The sequence below is a fragment of the Chryseobacterium sp. Mn2064 genome, from assembly GCF_049319685.1.
Lineage (GTDB): Bacteria > Bacteroidota > Bacteroidia > Flavobacteriales > Weeksellaceae > Chryseobacterium.
The window spans coordinates 17,439-40,773 of the sequence record NZ_JBMOUE010000004.1 but is presented as its reverse complement, the minus strand read 5'-3'; the positions used below and the strand labels follow the sequence as shown (position 1 = coordinate 40,773).

Genomic DNA, 23,335 nt, shown 5'->3' with positions numbered 1-23,335 from the left:
TAATTAATCGCAGGTGAAGCGTATGATATGAAAAATGAAAGGAAATATGACCAAATTACCTGATTAAATTCGTAAAAAAGCAGCTATTTCACTCTAACATTCTAAAAATACGGTTGAGATTTTATTTTATACGGTTGGCTTTAAAACTATCATAGCGAGCTATTTATCGCCATAATTTCGCAGTATTAAAAAATCAAAAAATAAGTCGATCATTTAAATTTTTATCAAATGAAAAAGTTATTAATTATTACTGCCATCGCATTAGGTTTCGGACTACAAGCCCAACAGACAAAAGAAGCAAAAAGAGAAACCGGAATAGAGCTAATTCCCAAAGCTGGAATAAGCATTACCAACCAAGCCATCAAAAATGTTAACGGAGAAAAATCGAAAACGTCTTTTCAGGCAGGTTTAGGAGTGAATATACAGACGGGTCTTACCAATTTCTCTGTACAGCCAGAAGTTAATTTTATCAGCAAAGGGACAAGGTTCAAAAACAGTTTTGGAAATCAGACGTATAATTTCAATTATATAGAGATTCCTGTATTGGCGAAGTACACCTTTGGCCCGGTATACGTAAACGCAGGTCCTTCCATTGGTTTCCTTATGGGGAAAAATGACAAAGTAAAAGCCGCATACGGCAGTACCAAATCTGTAGACTTTGGATTGCAGATGGGGGCAGGATTAGCATTTCCTGCAGGGCCAGGCAAGCTGATTGTAGATGGAAGATATAATCTGGGATTAAGTAATATTTCTGATGAAAAGGGACTGGATGTAAAAAACAGAGGTTTTGCTGTTTCCCTAGGGTATGCTATTCCTTTGTAGAAATGATTTTCACAGTAAGATCTTTTATATTCTTCCCTATTTCAACAGATCTCCTCATACATTGATGAGGAGATTTTTTATTTTGAAAATAACAGGTAAATAGGTTAAAGGAAACAAAATTTATTATTCGAAATATTCATAAGAAGATCATCTTAATAATCCATCCAGGATTTGAATATAGAGGCTTTCTCTCTGCTTACAATCACTTCCATTTCAGGTTGTTTTCGAAGTTCGAGCTTGAGTTTACCATTAAAGTGGTTGGAAATCTGCCTTACAGAGTCTATATGAATAATAAACTGTCTGTTGGCTCTGAAAAAGAACTTAGGATCGAGTTGTTTTTCCAGTTCTTCAAGAGTTTGGGGAACATTTTCAACGATACCGGTATTCAGCATCGCCTTACTCATTCCCAGTTCTGTATAAAAATAGAGGATATCTTCCGCCAAAACGGTTTTATAACCATCACGGTGAGCAATAAGAAAGCGTTTTCTGTAGTCTTTGGGTTGAATATAGTTTAAAAGTCCTTCAATTGCTGTTCCTACAAACGGAACTGTTTCTATGAAGGTTTCGTAACGTCTCAGCGCCATATCGAGTTCTTCTTCTTCAATGGGTTTCAGAAGATAATCTATGCTGTTGTATTTAAATGCCTGAACGGCGTATTCATCATAAGCCGTCGTAAAAATCACAGGGCTTCTGATTTCAAATTTATTAAATATTTCGAAGCTTAATCCGTCTGCAAGGCGTACATCCATCATGATCATGTCCGGGGCAGCATTATTTTCCAGCCATTGAACAGATGAAATAATAGAATCTTCTACCGCTACAACTTCTGCGTGGGGCCTTAGCTTCAGCAAGAGTCTTTTCAATCGGTCTGCATTAGGTTTTTCGTCTTCGATGATTAAAATTTTGTTCAGCTTCATATCAGGGGAAGTTTTACGATAAATTGATTTTCAGTTTTTTCTATAATGGGTTTTGTATATCCCAGAATATCATATCTCGCGATAATATTGGTAAGCCCGACTCCTGAAGAATCCGGTTTATTGATGAGCGGTAAAACGGTATTGGAAACTACCAGTTCTTTCGTAGGAAGTGTATACACTTCTATTCTTAACGGATTAGATTTTGAGGTTTGGTTATGTTTAATTGCATTTTCAACCAATAGTTGTAATGATAAGGGAAGCGTATACATCGATTTATATTCTTCCTCAATATCTATTTTAAATACGACGCCTTCTCCTATTCTTTTTTCGATTAGAAATATATAAGACTCCAAAAATTTCAATTCTTCTTCTAAGGCAATGATATCTTTTTTGGAATTAACAAGCAGATAGCGGTATACTCTGGCAAATTTCTCCGAATATTCATATCCGAGTTGTTGATCTTCGAGAATAAGCTCAGAGAGAACGCTCAGATTATTAAAAATAAAATGAGGATCAATCTGCAATTTAAGGGCCTGAAGTTCTGCTGCCATGGCTGCCTGTTTATGTTTTGAAGCTCTCAATTTATGTTGAGCCGCCTCTACTGCGGTTTTTTTCCAATTTGCCAAAAGATAATCTACGGTGTTAAAAGCACTGATAATAAGGGATATAATAATATTGGTTGCCACCCACTGTCCCAGCAGAGTATATTCTTTTCGGGAATCCATTTCCGGGAGACTTTCCGAGGTACTTTCAATAATAAAGTTGATGATAATTACCATCAGGATACTTCCTATGATCTGAAGTCCTCCTTGAATCAAAAGTCTTTTTACCGTCCTGTTTCTCCACGGAAGCAGTCTGTTGAGAATTCCATCGATGGAAATACTCACTTCAGAAATGATGGCAGAAAAGAAAAATACCCACAATAAATCTTCTACAATTGTTTGCCATGAAGATTTGGGATAACCATCCCAAAGAGGATCAAAAGGATTGATCAGATAAGAAAACACACAGAACGTGATGATCGCTACCGTCCAGATCACCAGTCTTCTCTTCATGGTAGAGAGTATTTTTTTATTCCGTACAATTTTTTTCCTGATTTTAGAAATCCTGTTCATATTCGGGAATTTATGATTGTAAATATAGAAATAGATTTTCTATGAGATATCCATCATTTCAACGAGACCGCCAAAACAATCGATGAACCGTTAAATAGAACACTTAGAATGAATCGCAACGCTTCATCACCTCAAAAGTACATTTCATCACCATTTTATGCAATGTCACTTTATTTTTAAAGAAAGAATGTCTCTTTGTATGATAGTTTTGCAGGATCAAATCCGGTACAATGAAAACAATAATTGTCTGCACAGATTTTTCTCAGGAAGCTGAAAATGCCACCCATTATGCAGCTTCTCTGGCTAAAGAAAACAACTATAAAATCGTTCTTTTCAATCTTCAAACAGTGTCTATTCATGCATTGAATGCCCAGGCATCAGCAGATTTTTTCTATGAACAGACCCTTAAAAATCAAAAGAAACTGACTGAAAAGGCATCTGAAATCAATACATTATACACCATTGAAACCGAATATTATCTGGCTTCAGGAAGTTTTATAGAAGAGCTGGAAAAATGTATTTCAACTATTGTTTGTGATTTTATTGTATTGGGAATGGCTGAAAAAACGCTCGAACAAAGGTTGTTGGGAAATACGGTTAGCAAAGCTATACACAGGATCAAAAAGCCTGTCCTTATAATTCCTTCCCATATTGAATATACAGGAATACGAAAGATTCTATTTGCTTATGATACCCACAAAAGCATGACCTGGTCTGCTATGAATGATATCTATTATTTCATCAATGCATTCAATTCTGAAATTGAGATCTTCAATGTAAGTGAAAGTCTGGAAGATTTCACAGAGGTCATTCACGACCATGATCTGAACTCCGGATATGATCTGAATGATATTAAATATAGTTTTAAAATGATCAAAGCCATAGAAGTGATTAAGGCTATTGAAGAAGAAGTAAGAATTACGAATCCTGATCTTCTTACAATGGTTCCTTATAAATACAATCTTGTAGAATCTATTTTTCACCGTAGCAAAACAGCCATCATGGCCTACAAAAATAAAGTTCCATTATTGTCAATTCCTTTAAACATAGATTAAGCATCAATAAAAATCTTTAATCACTTGAATTATCCTTTTTGCCCTTAAAGGCTAAATTTTACACTTAATCTTGTTTGATAGGACCGGAAAATGTCTTCCGGTCCTATTTTTTAGTGTTTTTGATTATTTATCACCTAAGCTACAGAAGTATTTGCTGACTCTATCAGTTTTATTTTTTCTAATGTTTCAAAAATTAACTTATTCATTTTCAATAATTTTATGACACACCGTCCTCTGATCTTTCAAGCCAAACTAGGTGATCTAATCTTTTAGAGATATAGTACAAAATGAACTATATTAGGTATGATTTCAATTTTTTATTAAACAAAAGGAGGGCTTCATAAAGATGTTTAAAAGCTTCTCCAGATTGTATATTTGAAAATCTTTCTAAACTGTCCAAATATTCTTTTACCTTATCTACATTATGACTTGCTTTTTTAGATTTTGTAAAGAACCATGCACTTGGGATCACCCATTCTGTGGGGCTAAACATACGAAGGTCTTTTCTTTGGAAACCCCGCCATTCAGATTCAAAATATGTAAATACAAAACTACTTACAGCAAATATATTCTAAAGAAAAAGGCCGTTTTCTAGTTAAAAACGGCCTTAATTTACATATTTTCTATTTCTGATAAACTGATAATATAATCTCCACTGAGATATTTATTTAATATAAAAATAAGGTCTTCATAATATATCGTAAAAAATCTAAAAAGATCTTCATTGGTATTTGGAGACTCCAATAATCCTTTATAATCATATTCAGGATGTTTTATTATCCACTCAAAAATTTCTTTATTTCTTAAAACAATATCAATGTTTAGATTACTTAAATCTATATCTCCAGTTATAAACTTATACATATCTTTATGGGTATAAATCTGACTTACTCTTTTCCTCCATACTGCAGCATGCGTTGCGTCTAGTATTAATTTACTTTCCATATTAAATAATTTTAAATTACTTTTCTACACCTATTTCTTCAGTAACTGGTAGATATTAGTACTCCTGATAAAAAAGGATGATGAGGTTTGCCATATTCATATATTATTTCCTATGTCAAATAATTTTTCTGGTCTTTCAAACCAAACTAGAAGATCTAATCTTTGGAGGTATATTAAACATGAACTGAATTAGCTAAGATTACAATGCTTTCACCTCCTTTACATCTATTTGATTATTAGACAACGTACTACCTCGTGGAGTAGCTTTATTTGTGTTATTTCCCTATACAATTATCATCAAATCTTATAAACTAGGCATGGGACTAGGCTTTGCTCCTTGGCTAATCAAGCGAAGTTTCATATCTCTGAAATACTTTATATCTCCAAAAGTGCCATCCAAAAATTCTTCTTTATAATCTCCATTCCTTAGTGTATCATGTAGAAATACAGGAAATACCTTATCTAAACTTTGCTTATTGTTAGAAGAAACTTCCAGATCATTTTTATACAAACTAATGCTATCAACCCCAATCCAGTTGTATAGGAAACGAATATCTTCAAAATAAGGACCATCATCTATATATAATCGGTAGTTTGCTGGGCGGTCAACCTTCCGGATAATATACATCCAATCATCCAGATTAAAATCTTTCCATAATTCAGGAATAATAACCAAAAGGCTTCTTATATTTTTGTACCTAAAATTTTTCGAATTTAGCAGATTAACTATTAAGTCTCTAGAATTGTAGGTTAATAATTCATTTTTTAAAAGTTTGTAAGAATCCCAACCAAGTTCTTCTATTTCATGTTGTAGTTTTTGTATAATTTGCTCCATTACTTTATGTTTTCTATATATATTATTTTATCTTTTCCAAGCCGTATAATTTCTCCTTTACTATTTATACCTAAAGGTGTGATCTCATTACGAGCCCTTTTGACAGGTATTTCAAGGCCTTTTAAAATTTCTCCTAATCTCTCTGCTTCTTCTAATGTTGGTGTATAATGACCAGACATATTATCAAACTCTACTATTCTTCCATTTTTAAAACGAATCCCTCCAGCGGCTAATACATCCTCCCGATTACCTAATAAATGATGTTTATATCCTATTTTTAATTCTCCAGATTTTGTAATAACAAAATCAAATTCATCAGATGGAAAAATATTATTATTTAATTGTCTAAAAACTCCCTGAGAATCCATTTTATAACCAATAACAAGCCCCTCTTCTGGTAAAACATCTAAAGGATCCTTATTAGTAATATTGGGCATTCTTTCACAAAAAGCAGATATTCTAAGCTCCTCCAAAATCTTTTCAACTTTTTCAAAATTAAAGCTCATTTTTCTAATCTCCCGCAAAACTTTTTGATAAACCATATCATATCTACTCCCTTGAGCAATAATCTCACCTTTATAAACTAAAGCAAACTTCCTGTTACTACTGATCGCACCTATAACATCAGGGTTAATACCACTGCCTTTATTAATGCTCTCCATAATAGCTGCAGCATCAAGCTCTATAAAGAATGCTCCATTTTGTATCAAAGCATCACATTCCAACGTTTTTGAAAAGAACCCTACGCTTGGGATTACCCATTCTGTAGGGCTAAACATATGGAGATCTTTTCTTTGGAAACCCCGCCGTTCAGATTCAAAATATGTAAATACAAAACTACTTACAGCAAATATCTTCTAAAGAAAAAAGGCCGTTTTCTAGTTAAAAACGGCCTTAATTTACATATTTTCTATTTCTGATAATCTGATAATATAATCTCCACTGAGATATTTATTTAATTTAAAAATAATATCTTCATAGTATATGGTAAAAAATCTAAAAAGATCTTCATTGGTATTTGGGGACTCCAATAATCCTTTATAATCATATTCAGGGTGTTTTATTATCCACTCAAAAATTTCTTTATTTCTTAAAACAATATCAATGTTTAGATTACTTAAATCTAAATCTCCAGTTACAAACTTATACATATCTTTATGTGTATAAATCTGACTTACTCTTTTTCTCCATACTGCAGCATGCGTTGCGTCTAATATTAATCTATCTTCCATATTAAATAATTTTAAAACATCTGATAAATTTTATCAATTAATTTTATAAGTATTGCGATATTGCATCATTTTTATAGTAAAAATTTTTAAAAAAAAGTATTAATTCACTAATACTAATTTCATTATTTTTTAACTTTAAAACATTAGAAATTAGTCCAGCATCCTCCAATTTTTCCATAGTCCATTTATTATCTTTTTCTACAATCATAATATTGAACTCGTTATCATTATAATTGGAACTAAAAAACTTTCGTCTCTTGTTATCTCTGAGATCTTTTTTTAAATGAACAAACCCCTTAAAACCAATAAGGTTTAATTTTTCTTCTATAGTCATTATTATTTATTTTTTTAAGAATACCACATCTACAGAAATATAGACTCCTTCAGAGTTTTTAATTGTAGAAGATTCTAATTTAACAGTATTAAATCCTAATTCACTTGCCATTTTTCCAGTAAAAGTATTCCTTGCAGCCTCTTCTGGAGCCATACCTTTTTTTATAAATTCATTAAAAGAAAATAAATTATCTCCAATTTTTTTATTTGCTCTCCAAGTTCCTCTAATTTTAAAAATTTCGTCATATTCATTGTTAATAAAATTAAATAAATTTTTAAAAATTTTCCTCCCATTTTTTTCTAAAGAAGTATTTTTTGTAACAATCGAAATATTAAATTCTCCCTCATTATCTAACCAAGCTTTAGCAACATTTTCATCTTCTATACCTCGAATTACGACCCAACCATCTTCTTCAATTATTCTATTTATACGTACTTGTTTTATTAACTCTTCTAATATTTCTCCAATTTTTTCAGAACTAGCACTTACCTTCCTGATCCCTTGTAAAACTTTTTGATAAGCTTTATCATATCTACTTCCCTGAGCAATAATCTCTCCTTTATAGATCAAAGCAAACTTTCGATTATTGCTGATCGCTCCTATAACATCAGGATTAATACCACTTCCTTTATTAATGCTCTCCATAATAGTTGCAACATCAAGCTCTATAAAGAATACTCCGTGTTGAATCAAAGCATCACATTCCGAAGTTTTTGAAAAGAACCCTGCGCTTGGGATTACCCATTCTGTAGGGCTAAACATACGGAGATCTTTTCTTTGAAAAACTCCACTGTTCAGATCCAAAAATACAGAAATAGCTACCGTTCTCAAACCCCGTTTTACTTTTTCAGCCGTCGCAGGTAATTTCAGTAAGCTTAAACAGCCTCTGTAAAAAGCTACAACAGCTTGTGACAAGGCCACTACAACCTGTGGTGCTGCAACAGCTGCTCCCAAAACATTATAAACCAGATCCCATTGTCTCAGAAACTCTTCTCCTCCCGGCAATTTGGCAATCTGTTCCCGAAATGCCTGTATGGTAAGATCAGGTACTGCTAAGCTGAGATCCGCTAATGCTGCCAATAACAGATAGGGATTGTCTGTTAATACCAATGTTCCTATTCCAAAAACGACTCCCATCATATCTGCTACGATTCGCATCGTTTCATTGATGTTTTCCCAATTTTCTGCATCAGCCAATGCTTTTACATAAATAGCAGGAACCATCATAGTAATTGAATCTTCTTGCCCTGATTCCTTATCCAAAGCCTCTGACCGGGTTATATCTCTGAAATAGACCATATCCAGAGGATAAAACTGAGCACCTTCATCCAGATCCTTTGTCACTTGCTCAGTTGCATTAGGATCTCCTTCTTTGGGGACAATAAAAATTCTTTTTACCACTTCCTGTTGCTGTTGGAGATAAAATGTTTTATCGCTGGACTTTCCCAAGCCTAAAAGAAACCCTCCTAATTCCAATACCTTTGTATTGACCTTATATCCGTTTCCTATTTTGAACTCTGGGGCTCCTTCCTTTGGTCGGTTCTCTGAAAGCAAGCAGGCTTCCATCAGAAAAGTAGCAAAAATAATCCGGTTAGATTTCATTTCACCGTTTATCTCGCTAACCCCATCTAAGTTAAAATAAATTCTGTTACACAGCCCCGGATCAGCTTTAAATTTTTCCAGGAGAAAATGATGACCAGAAAGCGCTTTTATTGCGTTGATCAAAGCAGAGCTTCCATCTCTCCACCCACTGAAAACACCGGTATCATCAAGATTGGTCAGAGCCAATATATGTCCGAATATTGTTTCATCTTCGAGTTCCATTCCCTTAAGAACAAACTCCGGTGCCTGAGTATAAAGAAACTTAATCTCTTTAGCTGCTTTATCTCCGTCAGCTTTAAGAAAATGGGATTTAAAAATTTCGATAAAGTATCGTTTATATTCAGGATAATTTTCAAAATCATCATAGCCAACGTATTTAACAAGATTTCTGAACTCTTCATAAGAAAAAGTTTCCAGTACAATTGCTTTTTTTCTCCTTAACGACACATTATCAGCATCCCTGTGATAAAAATAAATTAATTGTGCAGATACTTTCTCCTGTGGCCCATTAATCTCAAATTTAATTTCGCATTGAGTCTGTACCAGATCAACAAGTTCTTTATTCTTGTTAAGATAAGTGTTTATATAAATGAAATTTTCTTGATCATCCTTTATATAATTTTCTTCTGCAATGGCATCATAATCATTGATATTATAATCCAGAATATAGTGCATATTGAACTGATTGCTGTATTTCAGCTTGTTGCATAGCAGCTGCTTTTTTATATAATCATCGGTACGCCATTCTTTACTGATAATTTCTCTAAGTTCAAGTGTTTCCATCATTTTTATTTTTTGAAAAGGCAGAGCGTTACACTCTGCCATTAATTAATACTTCTTAGGAAAGCTTGTCCAGACTGTCTCTGCAACTTTTCACAAATTCATCCAGATAAGAGGTTAAAAGCTCAGTAAGGCCTACCTTATTATTTTTCAGAAGCCAAAGCATGTACTGATAGCTTGGAACTTTTACCTTATCTGAATCCTTATCAGCTTCAGGATTAAGCAGAGGAAGTTCTATAAAATTACTGTTGCTGTCACGGAGGTAGCTCCATGTTCCTTTATAGATCACCCATTCCGGCGTCGGCAATGAGATGTTGATCTCTTCTCCTGTTGCCTTGTCTTTCAGTACCTGCTCATACCTGAAAGAGATAAATTGTTGTTTAGATTTGGCGTCTATATCCAACACCCGAATGCTTCTTGCAAATTGTGGAAGCTTTGGATGCGCATGCAGGGGTAACTCTACAAGATTCAGTGATGTATTTTCGATACTGCTGAGAATTTCTTTAATATTTTCGGGTATAGTTAAATGTGTGTTCATAATTTTATATTTTTTTAAGACAATAATATTTTTCCAAGTAGGTTCATTGATAGTGATCCTTGGCCACCGCTTCCTCTCGAAATGCAAAACCTCTTGGGAGACTGATTAAAAGTGGAATTGAATTGTTGATAGGTCATACCGTTACTTTCTGCAATGACATATACAACCCCATTATAATAAGCAATGTGAAACGTCTCATTTCTCACAGGCAAAAGGTCTCCCTGATAAATGATCCAGTTTCCTTCGCCACCATAAGCTGCAAAACCGTAAAAGGTACCATCATCTCCCATAATTCCTCCATGAAAGTAGCTTATGAAATTGGCTCCGTAATTAGACAGGTTATTATTTACTGAAAAAGAAACCATAAATCCTGCATTAATATCTTCGATAGAAATTAAGTCATCAGATTGGGCAAATGAACCCTGGGATATTGAAATAGAGGTATCATCTATGGTTGCACTTCCCGTTAACGAGGTCCAATTGGTAATTCCTTTAAACTGACTATAGGTAAGACCAGCCTTTACAATGAGCTCAGGAGAGCTGGGGTTTGTTAACCCATTATGGGTAACGAATACCTGATAATATCCTTCTGGCTTTGTACTCCAATTGATCCCAAAATTTAAATTGTTGGGAAAGTTCTGCATCACTGTAAAATTATCAACATGATACTCTTCAGGAGTTGACAAATTAGTACCATTAGCATCTTTGATTCTTTTGACCTTGATGTACGCATTAGATGAAACATTATCTACAAAGAGATTTAATCCCACCAATGTTGTATACTGAATAAAATTTTTCGTATTGTCGATAAATGGTAATAACAGCACATCAATTCGTGGAGTTCCGGTCGAAAATTTTTCTGTTGAAAGCTTCATCCTGTTTCTCCATGCTACTTTCTCCGCATCACTCAACAGTAATGGATAATTGGAAATCATATTTTTTCCATTACTCCACGAAATCTGTCCGGAAGAGTTCTGTACCATCATTCTATTGAAGGTTGTATCTGCAGATTTATCACTCAATCCTGTTACCGAATAATAAAACCCGGAAGTATTGAGAGTCCAGTTAGCTCCAAGGGTCAATCCGGCACCAGGCACAGTAGTAAGTGAGGAATTAGCTATATTTTTACCTAAATCTCCTGCTGGCAGTTTTGCCACATTTCCATTATCATCCAAACCAACAATTTTAGGATAATTCTGGGCATTTCCATCAACAGAAGGCATATCCAGCTTATGATCCAGTTTTTCTCTTGTCTGGGTATTGTATTGTGCCTGGTATTTAATTCCTTCCGCAACAAATGAAGCATTTGAAATCGAAAGATGGGTATCTGCCAGCTCCAGTGGAATACTTCCATCGGTAACGGCATGGGTCTTAAGGTCGCCATTTTGATCAATAGCATAATCTGTATAAATAGGTGAGCCAGACTCGGCTACCTGGTAAATGACATTGGTTTCTCTTTCCCCCACCGGAGGCAATTCATTTACACGTATAATTTTTCCTATAATAGACATATTCTGATTTTTTTGATTAATAATTTTTCTTACACCCAATCTCCTGAAATAATTTTCTGTCCTTCACCGGTTTCTACGCCAAGTAAGTGATCATTGGATTCAAAATTGGTGGCACAAAAGTTTCCCAATTCATCATCAAACTTCACATCCGGTTCACAGTTACAAGGCAAAGCTTTTTCAACTTTTAATCCTATAGAACCTGCCTGTAGAATAGTAAGAGATGTAGGAATTTTTTCTCTCCACGGCTCTCCTTCTTTTGTTGCTTTTGGTGAACGTAATTCATCCACAATGGATAAAAACAAAGGATCATCAATTACAGGAACTTCTCCTCCATTCCAGATTTGCCCTGTCGCCAGGAAGTGTCTTACAGCTTCCTCAAACCCTGGTCTTACAGTAACGATAACTCTCGCCATACCAGACTGCATGAAGGCTCTGAAGGTAGGATCATTATCATCAAACTGATATAAATCTGCCCAGGACTTTCTTTCGCCCCAGTAATAAGGATAGAAATAGTAGCTCATGATTTCCCATTCAAATGCCTGTTCCATAAATTTGATAAATGCAGCATATCTGTCCAGCTTTTCGTCCACTTTAATATCAGTGTTTTCAAAGGTTTCTGTAGTGGAATTATCATTGGTATAATATCTTTTTTTACCAAAAGTGAGTGATGCCTCAGAGTTTTGATTAAGCATATAGGAAATACAGTTTCTTCTTAGAATTGTGTTTTCTATTTTTCTATAGAATCCAGGATTTGACCCTTTTATCTGAATTCCTACAGCTTTTGCATCTGCCAAGGCTGCTTCATACTTATTCAGCTCATCTTTATAAGCATCTATGATCTTGTTAAATGCTTTCTGTAACCACCCATTTTTATATTCCTCCTGCAGCACACATTTGATATTAACCGTGGCATGGAAATAATGAGCATTGGTTGTTGCAATAGTAATTGGAACTTCTCTGACAAATCTTAAAAATGCATTAGGCGAACTTTCTCCTCCCACTAATAAACTTGCTCCATTTCCCCAGCCATTATAACCGGGAAAAGAATTACTACTTTTCACAACATAAGATTCGGTAATATAATGTTCCGGAATGGCAATAAGATCTGATTTTGAAGAGGCTTGTTTTGATTCCGTAGAAGAATAATCAATTGATTTTCCAACGTACACTATGGATTCCAGTCTGTCATCAACTTCTACATTATAATACCCTAACCAGTATTTCAGTTTTGTTGAGTCTGCAAGGGCACTCCAATCTTTAATCTGCATACCTGGCGCTTCTCGTGGATCAATAGGTTTTACCAGTTGGTTTTCAGAAGTGTTACTTATTTTTATTCCCAGGGAATGTAGCTTAGCCGGCTCAGGAATCATAAACTCAAACATCATACGTTTTCCATAGTTAAAAATTTGATTCTTAACCACTTTATCTACCCACCGGTAAACACCTACAACATGATTATTCCCTTTGGTATTGTCAAATCCATGTTTATTATTTTCTTCGTACTCTTCCAGAATTTTATCAATACGTTCTTCTTTTACTTTTGTAATAATCCTTTCCAATGCTCTTGCCGTAACATCTTTTGCTTCGGTAACGGCCTGTCTGTTACTTTCTTCTTTGGAACTATGAGTAGCATAGTTGGCTGCGGTATTTAACATATATTTTGCTCCGGCTCCCCATGAAGCATTAAATCCTGCCTGTGCTGCAAAATCTTTGGATTCCTGAAGTACTTTCGAAATTTCGTTTTGCATCTCATTTCTCTCCGTAGATGTAGTATCCGTCAATTTCTCTTTTTCAGATTCTGTAGATTTAGTGATTTGAGATTCACTTCTTTTAAGTCTCCTTGTTGATTTCTCTTTATATTCTTTTGCCATGATATTTTCAATGTGGGAAACTTCCCCCTCTACATAGCAATAAGTACTTTGTTCTACTTTTCGGTAATCAGCAATACCTATGTTTCTCATTCCAAAACCTGATGGAATAAATGGTTGATCTTCTTCAGGTGTGATCGGATTATCTTTACCCTTCAGGCAAATGCTCCCTTCACCTGTCAGATTATGAATTTTCGTTACCGGATCTATTCCTCCTGCAGTATATGTAATCATAGGAATTTTACAGGTATATATTTTTCCGTCATCAAGGGTAAGCTCTGCTTCAAACTGACAGCCGTTCTTGATAGTATCTTTAATAAGTAACTGAGGCAGAACACCATCGCTGAACAGGGATAAATAATCTCCTCCACCGGCAACTTTTAATTGATTTGAGGTTTGAACAACATTACCATTATTATCCAATATTTTAACTGTTCCTGAAGCTGATGAAAAAAGTGATGTAGTCTCTCTAGGACTCATACTCAACAGCCATCTGTCAGAATAGTTTTGAAAGGATCTGGTTCTTAATAACACAGGCAGGCAATTACCGGTTGTTCCTCCATCGCCACCAGTTCCTTTATTTTTTAGTGTAAAAATTCCGGTTCCCTGAAATCTGTAAATTCTATCAGAAGTCACCCCTAGTTTCCCTTTCATAATGTATACAAGTCCATCATTAAGAGTAACTTCTCCTTCTAATAATAAAACCTCATATCCTCTTACGGTAGTATTGGGTATTTTTTCCGGGGTATTAAATAAAGAGGTTACATTAGGGGCATCAAAAGTGGAAGCTAAAGTACCACTAGCCAAGACTGATTGATCTTCAGATTTAATATTGTATTTTCCGCTTACAATATGTTTTGGATCGTTTATATCGGTAGTCAAAATCATAGAATGGTCACCAACTCCCAAGCTCCCATTCCAGGTTACAGCAGTAAAAGAAATTTCCTGAGTATTGATTGATTGTGTTACAGGTATAACAACTCCACCTACAATTTTAGAAACCTGAGGGGAAAGGTTTGTATTATTTAAGACCGTTTGCTGTAATAAATGATTATTATGTTCAATGGCTTGAAAAAGCTCCGTAAATGTAGAGACGTCTTTTAAGGCTTCGGTCAAGTCAGAAGTTTTGAATATCCGGTGTAAAGCTTCTGTGTTCTCTTCACTCAATTTTTGCAAGAAACTTTCTGTTTCAATTTCAGGACGGAAATTAAATTTAAAAGCAGGAACATCAGGAACCGGAATATATTTTAAACTTGATAAGCCCTCGTTATTTTTTGCAGCTAGAAAAATTTCTTTCTGATATTCCTGTTCTTTTACTTGCTTATCATATTCTGCCTGTGCAGGTCTTGCTCTTTCTAAGTATTCCCCATAAGCTATACCATAGGCTATTTCATACTCCTTTTGATAAGTTCTTTCATATTTCTCTAAAACTGTAGACAGGTCCTGATTTCTCTTAAGATTCACTGTTGCTTCTGCAAATTTCAGATCACTTTTATTGAAAGGAATATTGCCTGACATTTTACCCTCTGCCCTTGAAACTACCGTATTATTTGAAGATGAATTTTCTTTTACCTTAAAAAGTTCCCTGGGAAGAACCACTTTTGCTTTAATTACATCCTCATATTGTTCCTGAGTCCCATAATAGTTTGATAATATATGATCTAAATGCAGAAACTGCATTAATAGTTCTTTGGCATAAAAATCCTTTTGAGTGACTACCTGATAAATAAGATTATCCCAAATTGCAGAAGTAATTTCAACAATTGTCTGAGATTTTTTATAAGCATTGATCTTATCATCAAACTCGGTTTTACTGGCTTTTTCTTTATTTTTTGCTACCCAGACAGCAAGTTCATAGAATGCTATATTCCTCGCCTGTAAAGATTCTTCAGTTTCTATGATTAAGTCCCTGATTTTTTCACAGACATTCTTCAGCGATTCTCCAGCTTCTACTCTTGAATCAATTACTCCTTTTTGTGTAAGAGCATTTCTGAAAACAAACCTTCTTTCTTTGTTTTTGGGTTCAGATAGCTCCGGACTGCGCATTGTAGCAAACCTGAATAGGGTTTGTGAGCTATTATTTTGATTAATTGCTTCCATCTTTTTGTAAATTTGGTTGATTTTATAAAGGTTTAAGATCTGAAGTTCTTTTTATTAGAGCCTCTTCAGGTTTTAGCCTTATTTTTTTACGTGGTTTCCGGCAAAAGATGTCCACCTTGTGTTTTTAAGTCAAGTTTCATTTTCTGTGTTTTTCTGAAGCAAATATCCATCAGAGAAGCGACAAAACTTGACATATAAAAAGTATTTTTATTTTTAAATCCGAAAACCTTTGTTACAACCCACCTCAGTATTCTCAATATTTTAATACATTTGTTATCAAACATATTCAAAATGAATTTCGAACAGGTTAATCTCCATCTTGAAGCCTACAAGGAACACAACCAGATTTTGGATGCGGCCCAATACCTGATCCATTCTTTTAATCTGGAACATGAAAACTTTGCAGGTTTTGGTTTCAGGGAAGAACTTTCATCTACCTCAATGCTTCTGACGGCAGAAGGAGAATTGGGTGGTCCGCAAACGGTGATGATCCCAAGAAATTTATTTGATTTCGATCTGAACCTTGTTTTGAATATGGTAGCCCACGAAATGCTTCATGTAAGGCAAAAAGCTCCCGGACAGGTTATTGAAGACAAAAATGAACGAGAATTCCAGGCCTATTATGAAATGCTTTTTCATAAAGTATTTCCCCAGGTTCCGGAAGTTTCAGATTTTCATAAAAAATTCTTCGGCGGCAAAGCTTTGGAGTATTATAAAAGAATGGGTGAAGATTCAGTATTACAACAGAAATATGCAGAACAGAAAACAGAAGTAGAACATTTAATCAACACATTATCATGACAGTAAAACCAGACATTACCTGGGCAGATTTTGAAAAGATTGACATCCGATGCGGAACCATCATCGCCGTGAACGATTTTGAAAAAGCAAGAAACCCCTCTTACCAGCTTGAAATTGACTTTGGTGACTTAGGAATCCGAAAATCATCCGCACAGATTACCACTCTTTATGAAAAAGAAGATCTTGTAGGAAAGCAGATTTTAGCAGTAGTCAATTTCCCTAAAAAGCAGATTGCCAATTTCTTCAGCGAATGTCTTGTGCTGGGAGTATATGGTGAAGACAAAAAAGATGTCACACTTATCACTCCTTCACTGCCTACCAAAAACGGAATGCAACTAGGATAAAACTAAAAAACACATATGATACAGAACATACCTTTAGAAAGGGTCTTATTTCTTGATATTGAAACCGTTCCTCAAGCTGGATCCTGGGATGAACTCTCTGCAACAGAACAACACCTTTGGAATAAGAAAACGAAATTTCAAAGAAAAGATGATATTTCTGCAGAAGATTTCTATGAAAGAGCCGGTATTATGGCCGAGTTTGGAAAAATCATCTGCATTACCATCGGAATGGTAGAAAAAAATGAAACGCTGAAGATAAAAAGTTTCTCCGGACACGATGAAAAGAAAATGCTGAAAGAATTTGGTGAAATTTTCAACAGTCCCAGGCTTTATAATGTTATTCTCTGTGCTCACAACGGAAAAGAATTCGATTTTCCATGGATTGCCAGAAGATACCTCATTAACGGAATGCAGCCCCCAGCTCCGTTTCAAATGTTTGGAAAAAAGCCATGGGAAATTCCACACATAGATACGATGGAGTTGTGGAAATTCGGAGATTATAAAAGTTTTGTATCCCTTGAGTTGCTGGCTCATGTCTTTGGTATTCCCACTCCAAAGGATGATATTGACGGCTCAATGGTTTCATCAATTTACTACATAGAGAAAGACTTGCAGAGAATTGTTGATTATTGTGAAAAAGATGTCTTAACTTTGGCAAATATTTTCCGGCGTATGCGTCAGGAAGATTTGTTGAAAAGGAATATCAATCTAGATTAAAAAATGAAATTTACAGACGATCAAATTGCTGACATTGGTGAGGAAATCATTGGTGTACTGAAAACCGTATATGACCCCGAAATTCCGGTAGATATTTACGAATTAGGGCTGATTTATGATGTCCAGATCTCCGATGATGCTGACGTAAAAATTATAATGACACTTACTACTCCGAACTGTCCTGTTGCAGAAACTCTTCCGCAAGAGGTGAAAGATAAAGTAGGCGAAGTAGAGAATGTAAAAAGCGTTGATTTAGAACTTACTTTCGAACCAAGCTGGAATAAGGATATGATGAGTGAAGAAGCCAAGTTTGAATTGGGAATGCTTTAATCAATTTTAAAAATATAAAACCCCAGAACGATTTCCGGGGTTTTACTTTTATATTTCTGTTGCTATTTCTTTGCCCTCTCTTCGGCTCCATTCACTCCACGAGCCTACATACAGGTCAGGAATTGGAAAACCAGCATAATCTAAGGCCAAAATAGTATGGCACGCAGTAACTCCTGATCCACAATGAATAATCAGATGCTCAGGTTTGTTTTCTAATAACTTCTTATATTTTTCTTTTAAAACCTCAGGTTGTAAAAAGTTTCCATTTTCATCAAGGTTTTCAGAAAAAGGAATATTGATCGCTCCCGGAATATGTCCTGCAACCAGATCAATCGGCTCAGACTCTCCATTATAACGATATGCATCTCTTACATCAATAACGGTAGAAGAACCATTTTTCAAATCATTTTCAACAATTTCAAGACTTGAAATTGGTAACTTCCATTGATTCTTTTGGATTACAGAAGCTTTATCAAATATTTCTTCTCCTGAAGAAAATTCTAATCCAGCTTTTTCCGCAGCCTGTATTCCACCATCAAGAACCTGAACATGCTCAAAACCAAAAGACTTTAATATCCACCATGCTCTAGCAGCTGCATTCGAAGCGTTTTTATCATCATAAACAACAATATGAGCACCCTCTGGAATTCCAAGGTCTGAAAGTGTTTCAGCAAATTTTTCTACAGAAGGAAGCGGATGCCTCCCTCCAAAAGCAGCATTTTCACCTATTTCAGCCAGATCTGCATCCAAATCTATAAATCGGGCACCTTTGATATGTTTGTCAAGATAATTTTGTTTTACATCTTTTCCGGTTCTTGCATCAAGAATGATGAGATTTTCTGCCGGAAGGTTTTTTAATTCAGATGGAGAGATGATTGACGACATTCTGTTGATTTTTTAGGTTGAATTGAATTACATTTTGGCTTTACCCAATACGTTCTAATATAGCGAAGCGGGCTAAAACCCGCTCCTGTTGTATCTTATATCTCAAAAAGGTTTCGTTGATGAGATCTATAATTATCTTAAAAATGAAAAATATCCTTCGCCTTGTTATAAGAACTTTCGAAATTCAGAAGGTTCAGCTTATGGTCCGCTTTTTCAACACTCATAAAGTTGATAACCTGCTCTGTAGGCATATTTCCTACAAGATCATCTTTCGCCATCGGGCATCCTCCGATTCCTTTGATAGCACTGTCGAATCTTCTGCAACCTTTGTCATAAGCCGCTTTCAATTTTGAATAGGAATCTTCATAACGGTTATGAAAATGTCCTCCGAAGTTAATTTCCGGATATTTCGAAGGTATTTTATCAAACAAAAGAGCAATGGTTTCAGGAGTTGCCACACCAGTTGTATCCGACAGTAAAATATCCGTCACACCAATATCTGAAAACTTTTGTGCCCATTGGTCTACATCCTCCCATTTCCACATTTCACCGTACGGATTCCCAAAGGCCATCGAAAAGTAAATATTGAGCTGCTTTCCTTCACTTTTTACAAGTTCTAGCATTTTGATAACTTCATCAAAAGCTTCTTCCTGACTTTTGTTGGTATTTCTGTGTTGGAAAGTTTCAGAAATAGAAAAAGGAAAGCCCAGAATATCCACCGATTGATGTTTCAATGCTTTTTCCGCCCCTCTGTAATTTCCGATAATGGCAGAAACTTTTGTATTGGAACGGGATTTATCTATATTTTCTGCTACCTCATCAGAGTCAGCCATTTGCGGAATTGCTTTTGGAGAAACGAAACTCAGGCAATCCAATACATCAAACCCAACATCCATTAAGGAGTTGATATAATCTATTTTTTTATCGGTAGGGATAAACTCTCCCCATCCCTGCATGGCATCTCTAGGACATTCTGTAAGAAACATTTTTACTTTTTGATTTTCTCAAATATAATAAAACTAAACTACTTCGTATACTGTACATACAAATCTAACACTATTTTGATTTTCAAAGTTTTATATCTGATTTATAATTTCAATAATTGATATTCGGTCGCAAATAACGTATTCTGAGCATCAAATTTGCTAACTTTGTTAAAATTTATGATAAATCTGATGAGTACAATAGAATTCAACCCATTGTGGAAAGAAAAATTACTGAACCGTTTTCTTAGTTATGTAAAAATATATTCTACCAGCGACGCTGAAAGTGAGGCAACTCCTTCTACAGCCCGCCAGTGGGACATTGCCAACTACATCACTGAAGAACTGAAGGCAATCGGTTTGGAAGATGTTTCAATTGACGAGCACGGTTATATTATGGGATATGTTCCTTCTAACCTTGAAAATGATGACAGACCTACAATCGGGTTCATTTCACACTATGATACTTCACCTGATTTCAGTGGAGAGAATGTAAAACCTCAGGTTTGGGAAAACTACGACGGAAGTGATCTTTTATTGAATGAAGCAACAGGATTCACTCTATCTCCTTCAAGATTTGAAAGTTTAAAAAAATATGTAGGCCAGACTGTTATTACCACTGACGGAACCACTCTTCTTGGTGCTGATGATAAAGCAGGTTGCGCAGAAATTGTAACAGCTGCAGAATACCTTATTGCACATCCGGAAATCAAACACGGAAGAATTGCTGTAGGATTTACTCCTGACGAAGAGATCGGAAGAGGAGCTCACAAATTTGATGTAGCAAAATTTGGTGCAGAATGGGCGTATACAATGGATGGTGGAGAAGTTGGAGAACTTGAATATGAGAACTTCAACGCTGCCGGAGCCGTAGTTAAAATCCACGGATTGAGCGTACACCCAGGATATGCATATGGAAAAATGATCAATGCGGCTCTACTTGCTGCTGAATTTGCTCAAACCCTTCCTGCCAATGAAACACCGGCAACAACAAAAGGTTTTGACGGATTCTATCATTTGATGGACATCACTGCTGATATTTCAGAAGCAAAACTTCAATATATCATCCGTGATCATGATGCTGATAAATTTGAGGCTAGAAAAAAATTCCTTCAGGAAAAAGTAGCAGAATTCAACCAAAAACATGGAGAAGGAACTGCTGAAGTGGAAATAAAGGAACAGTACAGAAATATGAAGCAGCAGTTTGAAGGTAAAATGCACATCATAGATCTTGCTGCAAAAGCAATGACAGAAGCAGGTATTGAACCTAAGATTAAAGCGATCAGAGGAGGAACAGACGGAGCGCAGTTATCTTACATGGGACTTCCTTGTCCTAATATCTTTGCTGGTGGAATCAACTTCCACGGTCCTTATGAATATGTTGCTTTGGAAAGTATGGAAAAAGCAACTGAAGTAATTATTAATATCGTAAAAGCTTAAAAAATGAAAAAGCTCCTGGCATTAGCATTTATTTTATCTTTTGTTTTAGGAAGTGCACAGATCTCTGATTTTCAGAGAGCAGATTCCAAATACGAAAGAAAGAAAACGGCTCTGTATAAAAAATATCCTAAGCCTAATGATTTAAGAACTAAGCTGGAGTGGCTTCTTACCGAGGATAAAATCAATACCTATCAAGAAGCTCTTGATAAAGTTTCCGAAGAAGAGAAAAAAGTGATTGCCAAAGATCCGCCTGTAAAAACGAAAGTGACAAAAGAAGCAGAATATGATCAAGGTAAATCCGCTTTCCAAAAGCAATTATCTGAAGCAATTAATCTGGATTTCTTAGGTTTTTATTCCGATGCTTATAAAGTGACGATGACTTTTGTGGTGGATTCTAAAGGAAATGCTCTTGATGCCAATGTAAAAGGAAGTAACGAGGATGTAAACTCATTCATTGAAGCTGCTTTTTACCGAATCAGAGAAAATGGAAAATGGAAACCTGCAGAAGACAAAGGAAAACCCGTGTCATCTACTGTTTCTCTCCCCTTAGTATTCACTTTTAAAAAATAATATGAAAACCCGCTCTTATTGTAGCGGGTTTTTCTTTCTTTATAAAGTATAGATTTCATCATAATCAGAAAGGAATAAAATATAAATCTCACTGAAAATCATTATGTTATTGACAGTAATTTAATATATTTCTATTGTAAGCTTTAAATAATTCTTCTAAATTAGAAAGAAACTTAAAATCACAGCTTATGAAAATGAAATCTAATGACTTCAAAATCAACAGAAAATTGTATTTTTCTTTTCTTCTTTCTATTTTCTGTTTGTTTCTCTTAACGTCTTGTTCTCAGGATGACCCGGCGGAAACTCCTGTTGAAAAACCCATAGAATCTGTTCAAATGAAAACTTTGGGGAGCCTGACTTTACAAAAAAATGTTATTATTCTGAATGACGAATCGGTGAATGCCATTTCTGCTCATAATGAAGGGCAAATTACATTTAGCCGAACGACACCACAAACAGACAGTATTTCTGCAGGAACTGTTATTGTGGGTACAAAAGTAGAAGGAGATCAGGTGAGTACCATCCTTTCAAAAGTAAGTTCTGTTTCTAAAACTAACAACCAGTTCACAGTACAGACCTCGAGTGCCAAGCTTGAAGAATTTATTTATAGCGGAACATTAAGTGGTGTGTATGATCCTTCAGATAAAGCCCCTGTGAGCATCAATGGAAAAATGGTGAATTATGTTCCTGTAGAAGGGATGGTTTCCCGGGAGATCAATAATAAAATCCTTTCTATTGAAGCAAAAAATCTGCAACAACAAAAGGTAGTAGCTTTCAACCGTTTTAATTTTGATAAAACCTTTTCGTTTCCTCTATCTTCGGCCGGAGCATCAAGTGTGAATGTGAAAGGTGGATTTACTCCGAAAGTTGATTACAACATTACATTCTCGTGGGGACAATTATCCAATTTTTACGTCAACTTCATCATGGATGATATCCAACTTCAAAGCACAGCAACTATTGTTGGAAGTATTGGCTACACCGCAAGCACTACAGACTATCTGAATATTCCTATTGTACCTGTAGTTTTAGGACCTACCGGACTTATCTTAAGCCCTACTATTTCTGCAGGTCCATTTCTTGGAGTGCAAGCAACGGGAAAAGTGCAGGGACAGCTTTTGGACCTTGAAGGAAATGCCAACTTTTTAGTAAGCAAAACTCCATCAATCAATATTAATCTGCAGAAGAAATCAGATCCTGCCATCACAGGTGTGGAAGGTAACTTATCTGCTGAAGCTGGTTTAGAGGCTAAAGGAGCTGTAGGACTGATGTTTATTTCTATTCCTATTGCCAATTCCGGGTTGCGGGGAAGAGCCTCTGCCCTGTCATCTTTAGGACTCACTTTTATTCCTGAAAGAAAAGGAATATTTTCTGTAAAAGGTAAGATTCAGGCAGACATGTTTTATGGTTTTGGAATTGCTCCTTTAAGATATGAAGGAACCATTCCTCTTTTCCAAAAAGAATATATGCTGTATCAGAAGGACTTCAGCTTCTAAGATCCACTATTTATCAATCATAAGAAAGCCACTCCTGTAGTGGCTTTTATTTACAATACCCATTCACATGGAATTCATTGACAGTTCTTTAAGTCAATTTTATTATATTTACAAG

22 protein-coding genes are annotated in these 23,335 nt (G+C 35.3%); 9 read left to right on the top strand and 13 right to left on the bottom strand.

All coding sequences use genetic code 11. From position 1 onward, the window contains the following. Positions 1 to 228 precede the first annotated feature (228 nt). Positions 229 to 822: a porin family protein gene (locus ACL9RH_RS15360; RefSeq protein ID WP_422694246.1), complete on the top strand. Its 594-nt coding sequence runs from the start codon at positions 229 to 231 to the stop codon at positions 820 to 822. Between the two features lie 152 nt (positions 823 to 974). Here ACL9RH_RS15360 and ACL9RH_RS15355 read toward each other — a convergent pair whose 3' ends face one another. Beyond that, positions 975 to 1,739, bottom strand: a complete 765-nt coding sequence (locus ACL9RH_RS15355; protein ID WP_422694245.1) for a LytR/AlgR family response regulator transcription factor — start codon at positions 1,737 to 1,739, stop codon at positions 975 to 977. After that, positions 1,736 to 2,794, bottom strand: a complete 1,059-nt coding sequence (locus ACL9RH_RS15350) for a sensor histidine kinase (protein WP_422694244.1) — start codon at positions 2,792 to 2,794, stop codon at positions 1,736 to 1,738. The genes ACL9RH_RS15355 and ACL9RH_RS15350 overlap by 4 nt, the downstream gene beginning before the upstream one ends. A gap of 290 nt (positions 2,795 to 3,084) precedes the next feature. Between ACL9RH_RS15350 and ACL9RH_RS15345 the strand changes: the two genes are divergently transcribed. After that, positions 3,085 to 3,909 (top strand): universal stress protein, encoded by an 825-nt coding sequence (locus ACL9RH_RS15345; protein ID WP_422694243.1) that lies wholly within the window; start codon positions 3,085 to 3,087, stop codon positions 3,907 to 3,909. Positions 3,910 to 4,521: 612 nt separating this feature from the next. Here the strand turns inward: ACL9RH_RS15345 and ACL9RH_RS15340 are convergent. The 9 genes from ACL9RH_RS15340 to ACL9RH_RS15300 form a co-directional block, all read right to left on the bottom strand. Continuing rightward, the gene (locus ACL9RH_RS15340) at positions 4,522 to 4,854 is read right to left on the bottom strand and encodes a hypothetical protein (protein WP_422694242.1); all 333 of its coding nucleotides are present in this window, start codon (positions 4,852 to 4,854) and stop codon (positions 4,522 to 4,524) included. A gap of 304 nt (positions 4,855 to 5,158) precedes the next feature. Next, positions 5,159 to 5,689, bottom strand: coding sequence for a hypothetical protein (locus ACL9RH_RS15335; RefSeq protein ID WP_422694241.1), 531 nt, complete (start codon positions 5,687 to 5,689; stop codon positions 5,159 to 5,161). Continuing rightward, entirely contained in the window at positions 5,689 to 6,468 is a 780-nt protein-coding gene (locus tag ACL9RH_RS15330; RefSeq protein WP_422694240.1) for a hypothetical protein, read from the bottom strand. Before ACL9RH_RS15330 ends, ACL9RH_RS15335 begins: the two co-directional genes overlap by 1 nt. A 120-nt stretch (positions 6,469 to 6,588) precedes the next feature. Continuing rightward, positions 6,589 to 6,921 carry a hypothetical protein gene (locus ACL9RH_RS15325; protein WP_422694239.1) on the bottom strand — a complete coding sequence of 111 codons (333 nt, stop codon included), beginning with the start codon at positions 6,919 to 6,921 and terminating at the stop codon, positions 6,589 to 6,591. 43 nt (positions 6,922 to 6,964) lie between these two features. Beyond that, positions 6,965 to 7,255: a hypothetical protein gene (locus ACL9RH_RS15320; RefSeq protein WP_422694238.1), complete on the bottom strand. Its 291-nt coding sequence runs from the start codon at positions 7,253 to 7,255 to the stop codon at positions 6,965 to 6,967. Between the two features lie 6 nt (positions 7,256 to 7,261). After that, a complete protein-coding gene (locus ACL9RH_RS15315) occupies positions 7,262 to 9,643 on the bottom strand; it encodes a hypothetical protein (RefSeq protein WP_422694237.1) in 2,382 nt (793 codons plus the stop codon). Positions 9,644 to 9,695: 52 nt separating this feature from the next. After that, on the bottom strand, positions 9,696 to 10,175 hold the full coding sequence (locus ACL9RH_RS15310; RefSeq protein WP_422694236.1) for a hypothetical protein: 480 nt from the start codon (positions 10,173 to 10,175) through the stop codon (positions 9,696 to 9,698). A 14-nt stretch (positions 10,176 to 10,189) separates the two neighbouring features. Then, the gene (locus tag ACL9RH_RS15305; protein WP_422694235.1) at positions 10,190 to 11,686 is read right to left on the bottom strand and encodes a hypothetical protein; all 1,497 of its coding nucleotides are present in this window, start codon (positions 11,684 to 11,686) and stop codon (positions 10,190 to 10,192) included. A 29-nt stretch (positions 11,687 to 11,715) separates the two neighbouring features. Then, positions 11,716 to 15,654 carry a hypothetical protein gene (locus ACL9RH_RS15300; protein WP_422694234.1) on the bottom strand — a complete coding sequence of 1,313 codons (3,939 nt, stop codon included), beginning with the start codon at positions 15,652 to 15,654 and terminating at the stop codon, positions 11,716 to 11,718. 291 nt (positions 15,655 to 15,945) lie between these two features. Between ACL9RH_RS15300 and ACL9RH_RS15295 the strand changes: the two genes are divergently transcribed. The 4 genes from ACL9RH_RS15295 to ACL9RH_RS15280 are packed head-to-tail and all read left to right on the top strand — an operon-like array spanning position 15,946 to position 17,846. Beyond that, entirely contained in the window at positions 15,946 to 16,455 is a 510-nt protein-coding gene (locus ACL9RH_RS15295) for a hypothetical protein (protein ID WP_422694233.1), read from the top strand. After that, on the top strand, positions 16,452 to 16,799 hold the full coding sequence (locus ACL9RH_RS15290) for a tRNA-binding protein (protein WP_422694232.1): 348 nt from the start codon (positions 16,452 to 16,454) through the stop codon (positions 16,797 to 16,799). Before ACL9RH_RS15295 ends, ACL9RH_RS15290 begins: the two co-directional genes overlap by 4 nt. Positions 16,800 to 16,814: 15 nt before the next feature. Next, complete coding sequence (locus tag ACL9RH_RS15285; protein ID WP_422694231.1) at positions 16,815 to 17,516, top strand: 3'-5' exonuclease; 702 nt, start codon at positions 16,815 to 16,817, stop codon at positions 17,514 to 17,516. Between the two features lie 3 nt (positions 17,517 to 17,519). After that, entirely contained in the window at positions 17,520 to 17,846 is a 327-nt protein-coding gene (locus ACL9RH_RS15280; protein ID WP_089693143.1) for an SUF system Fe-S cluster assembly protein, read from the top strand. 48 nt (positions 17,847 to 17,894) lie between these two features. Here ACL9RH_RS15280 and ACL9RH_RS15275 read toward each other — a convergent pair whose 3' ends face one another. Together ACL9RH_RS15275 and ACL9RH_RS15270 are read right to left on the bottom strand one after the other, a co-directional pair. Then, positions 17,895 to 18,731 carry a sulfurtransferase gene (locus ACL9RH_RS15275; protein ID WP_422694230.1) on the bottom strand — a complete coding sequence of 279 codons (837 nt, stop codon included), beginning with the start codon at positions 18,729 to 18,731 and terminating at the stop codon, positions 17,895 to 17,897. Positions 18,732 to 18,868: 137 nt separating this feature from the next. Beyond that, positions 18,869 to 19,717: a hydroxymethylglutaryl-CoA lyase gene (locus ACL9RH_RS15270; protein ID WP_422694229.1), complete on the bottom strand. Its 849-nt coding sequence runs from the start codon at positions 19,715 to 19,717 to the stop codon at positions 18,869 to 18,871. A 189-nt stretch (positions 19,718 to 19,906) separates the two neighbouring features. On the opposite strand from ACL9RH_RS15270, the gene pepT reads away from it, so the two are divergent. The 3 genes from pepT to ACL9RH_RS15255 all read left to right on the top strand — a co-directional run bounded on the left by pepT (position 19,907) and on the right by ACL9RH_RS15255 (position 23,220). Further along, positions 19,907 to 21,154, top strand: coding sequence for a peptidase T (pepT, locus tag ACL9RH_RS15265; RefSeq protein WP_422694228.1), 1,248 nt, complete (start codon positions 19,907 to 19,909; stop codon positions 21,152 to 21,154). 3 nt (positions 21,155 to 21,157) lie between these two features. Continuing rightward, positions 21,158 to 21,724: an energy transducer TonB gene (locus ACL9RH_RS15260; RefSeq protein WP_422694227.1), complete on the top strand. Its 567-nt coding sequence runs from the start codon at positions 21,158 to 21,160 to the stop codon at positions 21,722 to 21,724. A 188-nt stretch (positions 21,725 to 21,912) separates the two neighbouring features. Next, positions 21,913 to 23,220, top strand: a complete 1,308-nt coding sequence (locus ACL9RH_RS15255) for a hypothetical protein (protein WP_422694226.1) — start codon at positions 21,913 to 21,915, stop codon at positions 23,218 to 23,220. The last annotated feature ends 115 nt before the right edge of the window (positions 23,221 to 23,335 follow it).

Excerpts from the sequence above, each read along its gene's own strand:
- ACL9RH_RS15330 (WP_422694240.1), bottom strand. The coding sequence starts at position 6,468 with ATGTTTAGCCCTACAGAATGGGTAATCCCAAGCGTAGGGTTCTTTTCA.
- ACL9RH_RS15280 (WP_089693143.1), top strand. The coding sequence starts at position 17,520 with ATGAAATTTACAGACGATCAAATTGCTGACATTGGTGAGGAAATCATT.
- ACL9RH_RS15315 (WP_422694237.1), bottom strand. The coding sequence starts at position 9,643 with ATGATGGAAACACTTGAACTTAGAGAAATTATCAGTAAAGAATGGCGT.
- ACL9RH_RS15255 (WP_422694226.1), top strand. The coding sequence starts at position 21,913 with ATGAAAATGAAATCTAATGACTTCAAAATCAACAGAAAATTGTATTTT.
- ACL9RH_RS15270 (WP_422694229.1), bottom strand. The coding sequence starts at position 19,717 with ATGTTTCTTACAGAATGTCCTAGAGATGCCATGCAGGGATGGGGAGAG.
- ACL9RH_RS15345 (WP_422694243.1), top strand. The coding sequence starts at position 3,085 with ATGAAAACAATAATTGTCTGCACAGATTTTTCTCAGGAAGCTGAAAAT.
- ACL9RH_RS15310 (WP_422694236.1), bottom strand. The coding sequence starts at position 10,175 with ATGAACACACATTTAACTATACCCGAAAATATTAAAGAAATTCTCAGC.
- ACL9RH_RS15290 (WP_422694232.1), top strand. The coding sequence starts at position 16,452 with ATGACAGTAAAACCAGACATTACCTGGGCAGATTTTGAAAAGATTGAC.
- ACL9RH_RS15260 (WP_422694227.1), top strand. The coding sequence starts at position 21,158 with ATGAAAAAGCTCCTGGCATTAGCATTTATTTTATCTTTTGTTTTAGGA.
- ACL9RH_RS15295 (WP_422694233.1), top strand. The coding sequence starts at position 15,946 with ATGAATTTCGAACAGGTTAATCTCCATCTTGAAGCCTACAAGGAACAC.
- ACL9RH_RS15340 (WP_422694242.1), bottom strand. The coding sequence starts at position 4,854 with ATGGAAAGTAAATTAATACTAGACGCAACGCATGCTGCAGTATGGAGG.
- ACL9RH_RS15360 (WP_422694246.1), top strand. The coding sequence starts at position 229 with ATGAAAAAGTTATTAATTATTACTGCCATCGCATTAGGTTTCGGACTA.
- ACL9RH_RS15335 (WP_422694241.1), bottom strand. The coding sequence starts at position 5,689 with ATGGAGCAAATTATACAAAAACTACAACATGAAATAGAAGAACTTGGT.
- ACL9RH_RS15320 (WP_422694238.1), bottom strand. The coding sequence starts at position 7,255 with ATGACTATAGAAGAAAAATTAAACCTTATTGGTTTTAAGGGGTTTGTT.
- ACL9RH_RS15275 (WP_422694230.1), bottom strand. The coding sequence starts at position 18,731 with ATGTCGTCAATCATCTCTCCATCTGAATTAAAAAACCTTCCGGCAGAA.
- ACL9RH_RS15350 (WP_422694244.1), bottom strand. The coding sequence starts at position 2,794 with ATGAAGAGAAGACTGGTGATCTGGACGGTAGCGATCATCACGTTCTGT.
- ACL9RH_RS15300 (WP_422694234.1), bottom strand. The coding sequence starts at position 15,654 with ATGGAAGCAATTAATCAAAATAATAGCTCACAAACCCTATTCAGGTTT.
- ACL9RH_RS15305 (WP_422694235.1), bottom strand. The coding sequence starts at position 11,686 with ATGTCTATTATAGGAAAAATTATACGTGTAAATGAATTGCCTCCGGTG.
- pepT (WP_422694228.1), top strand. The coding sequence starts at position 19,907 with ATGAGTACAATAGAATTCAACCCATTGTGGAAAGAAAAATTACTGAAC.
- ACL9RH_RS15285 (WP_422694231.1), top strand. The coding sequence starts at position 16,815 with ATGATACAGAACATACCTTTAGAAAGGGTCTTATTTCTTGATATTGAA.
- ACL9RH_RS15355 (WP_422694245.1), bottom strand. The coding sequence starts at position 1,739 with ATGAAGCTGAACAAAATTTTAATCATCGAAGACGAAAAACCTAATGCA.
- ACL9RH_RS15325 (WP_422694239.1), bottom strand. The coding sequence starts at position 6,921 with ATGGAAGATAGATTAATATTAGACGCAACGCATGCTGCAGTATGGAGA.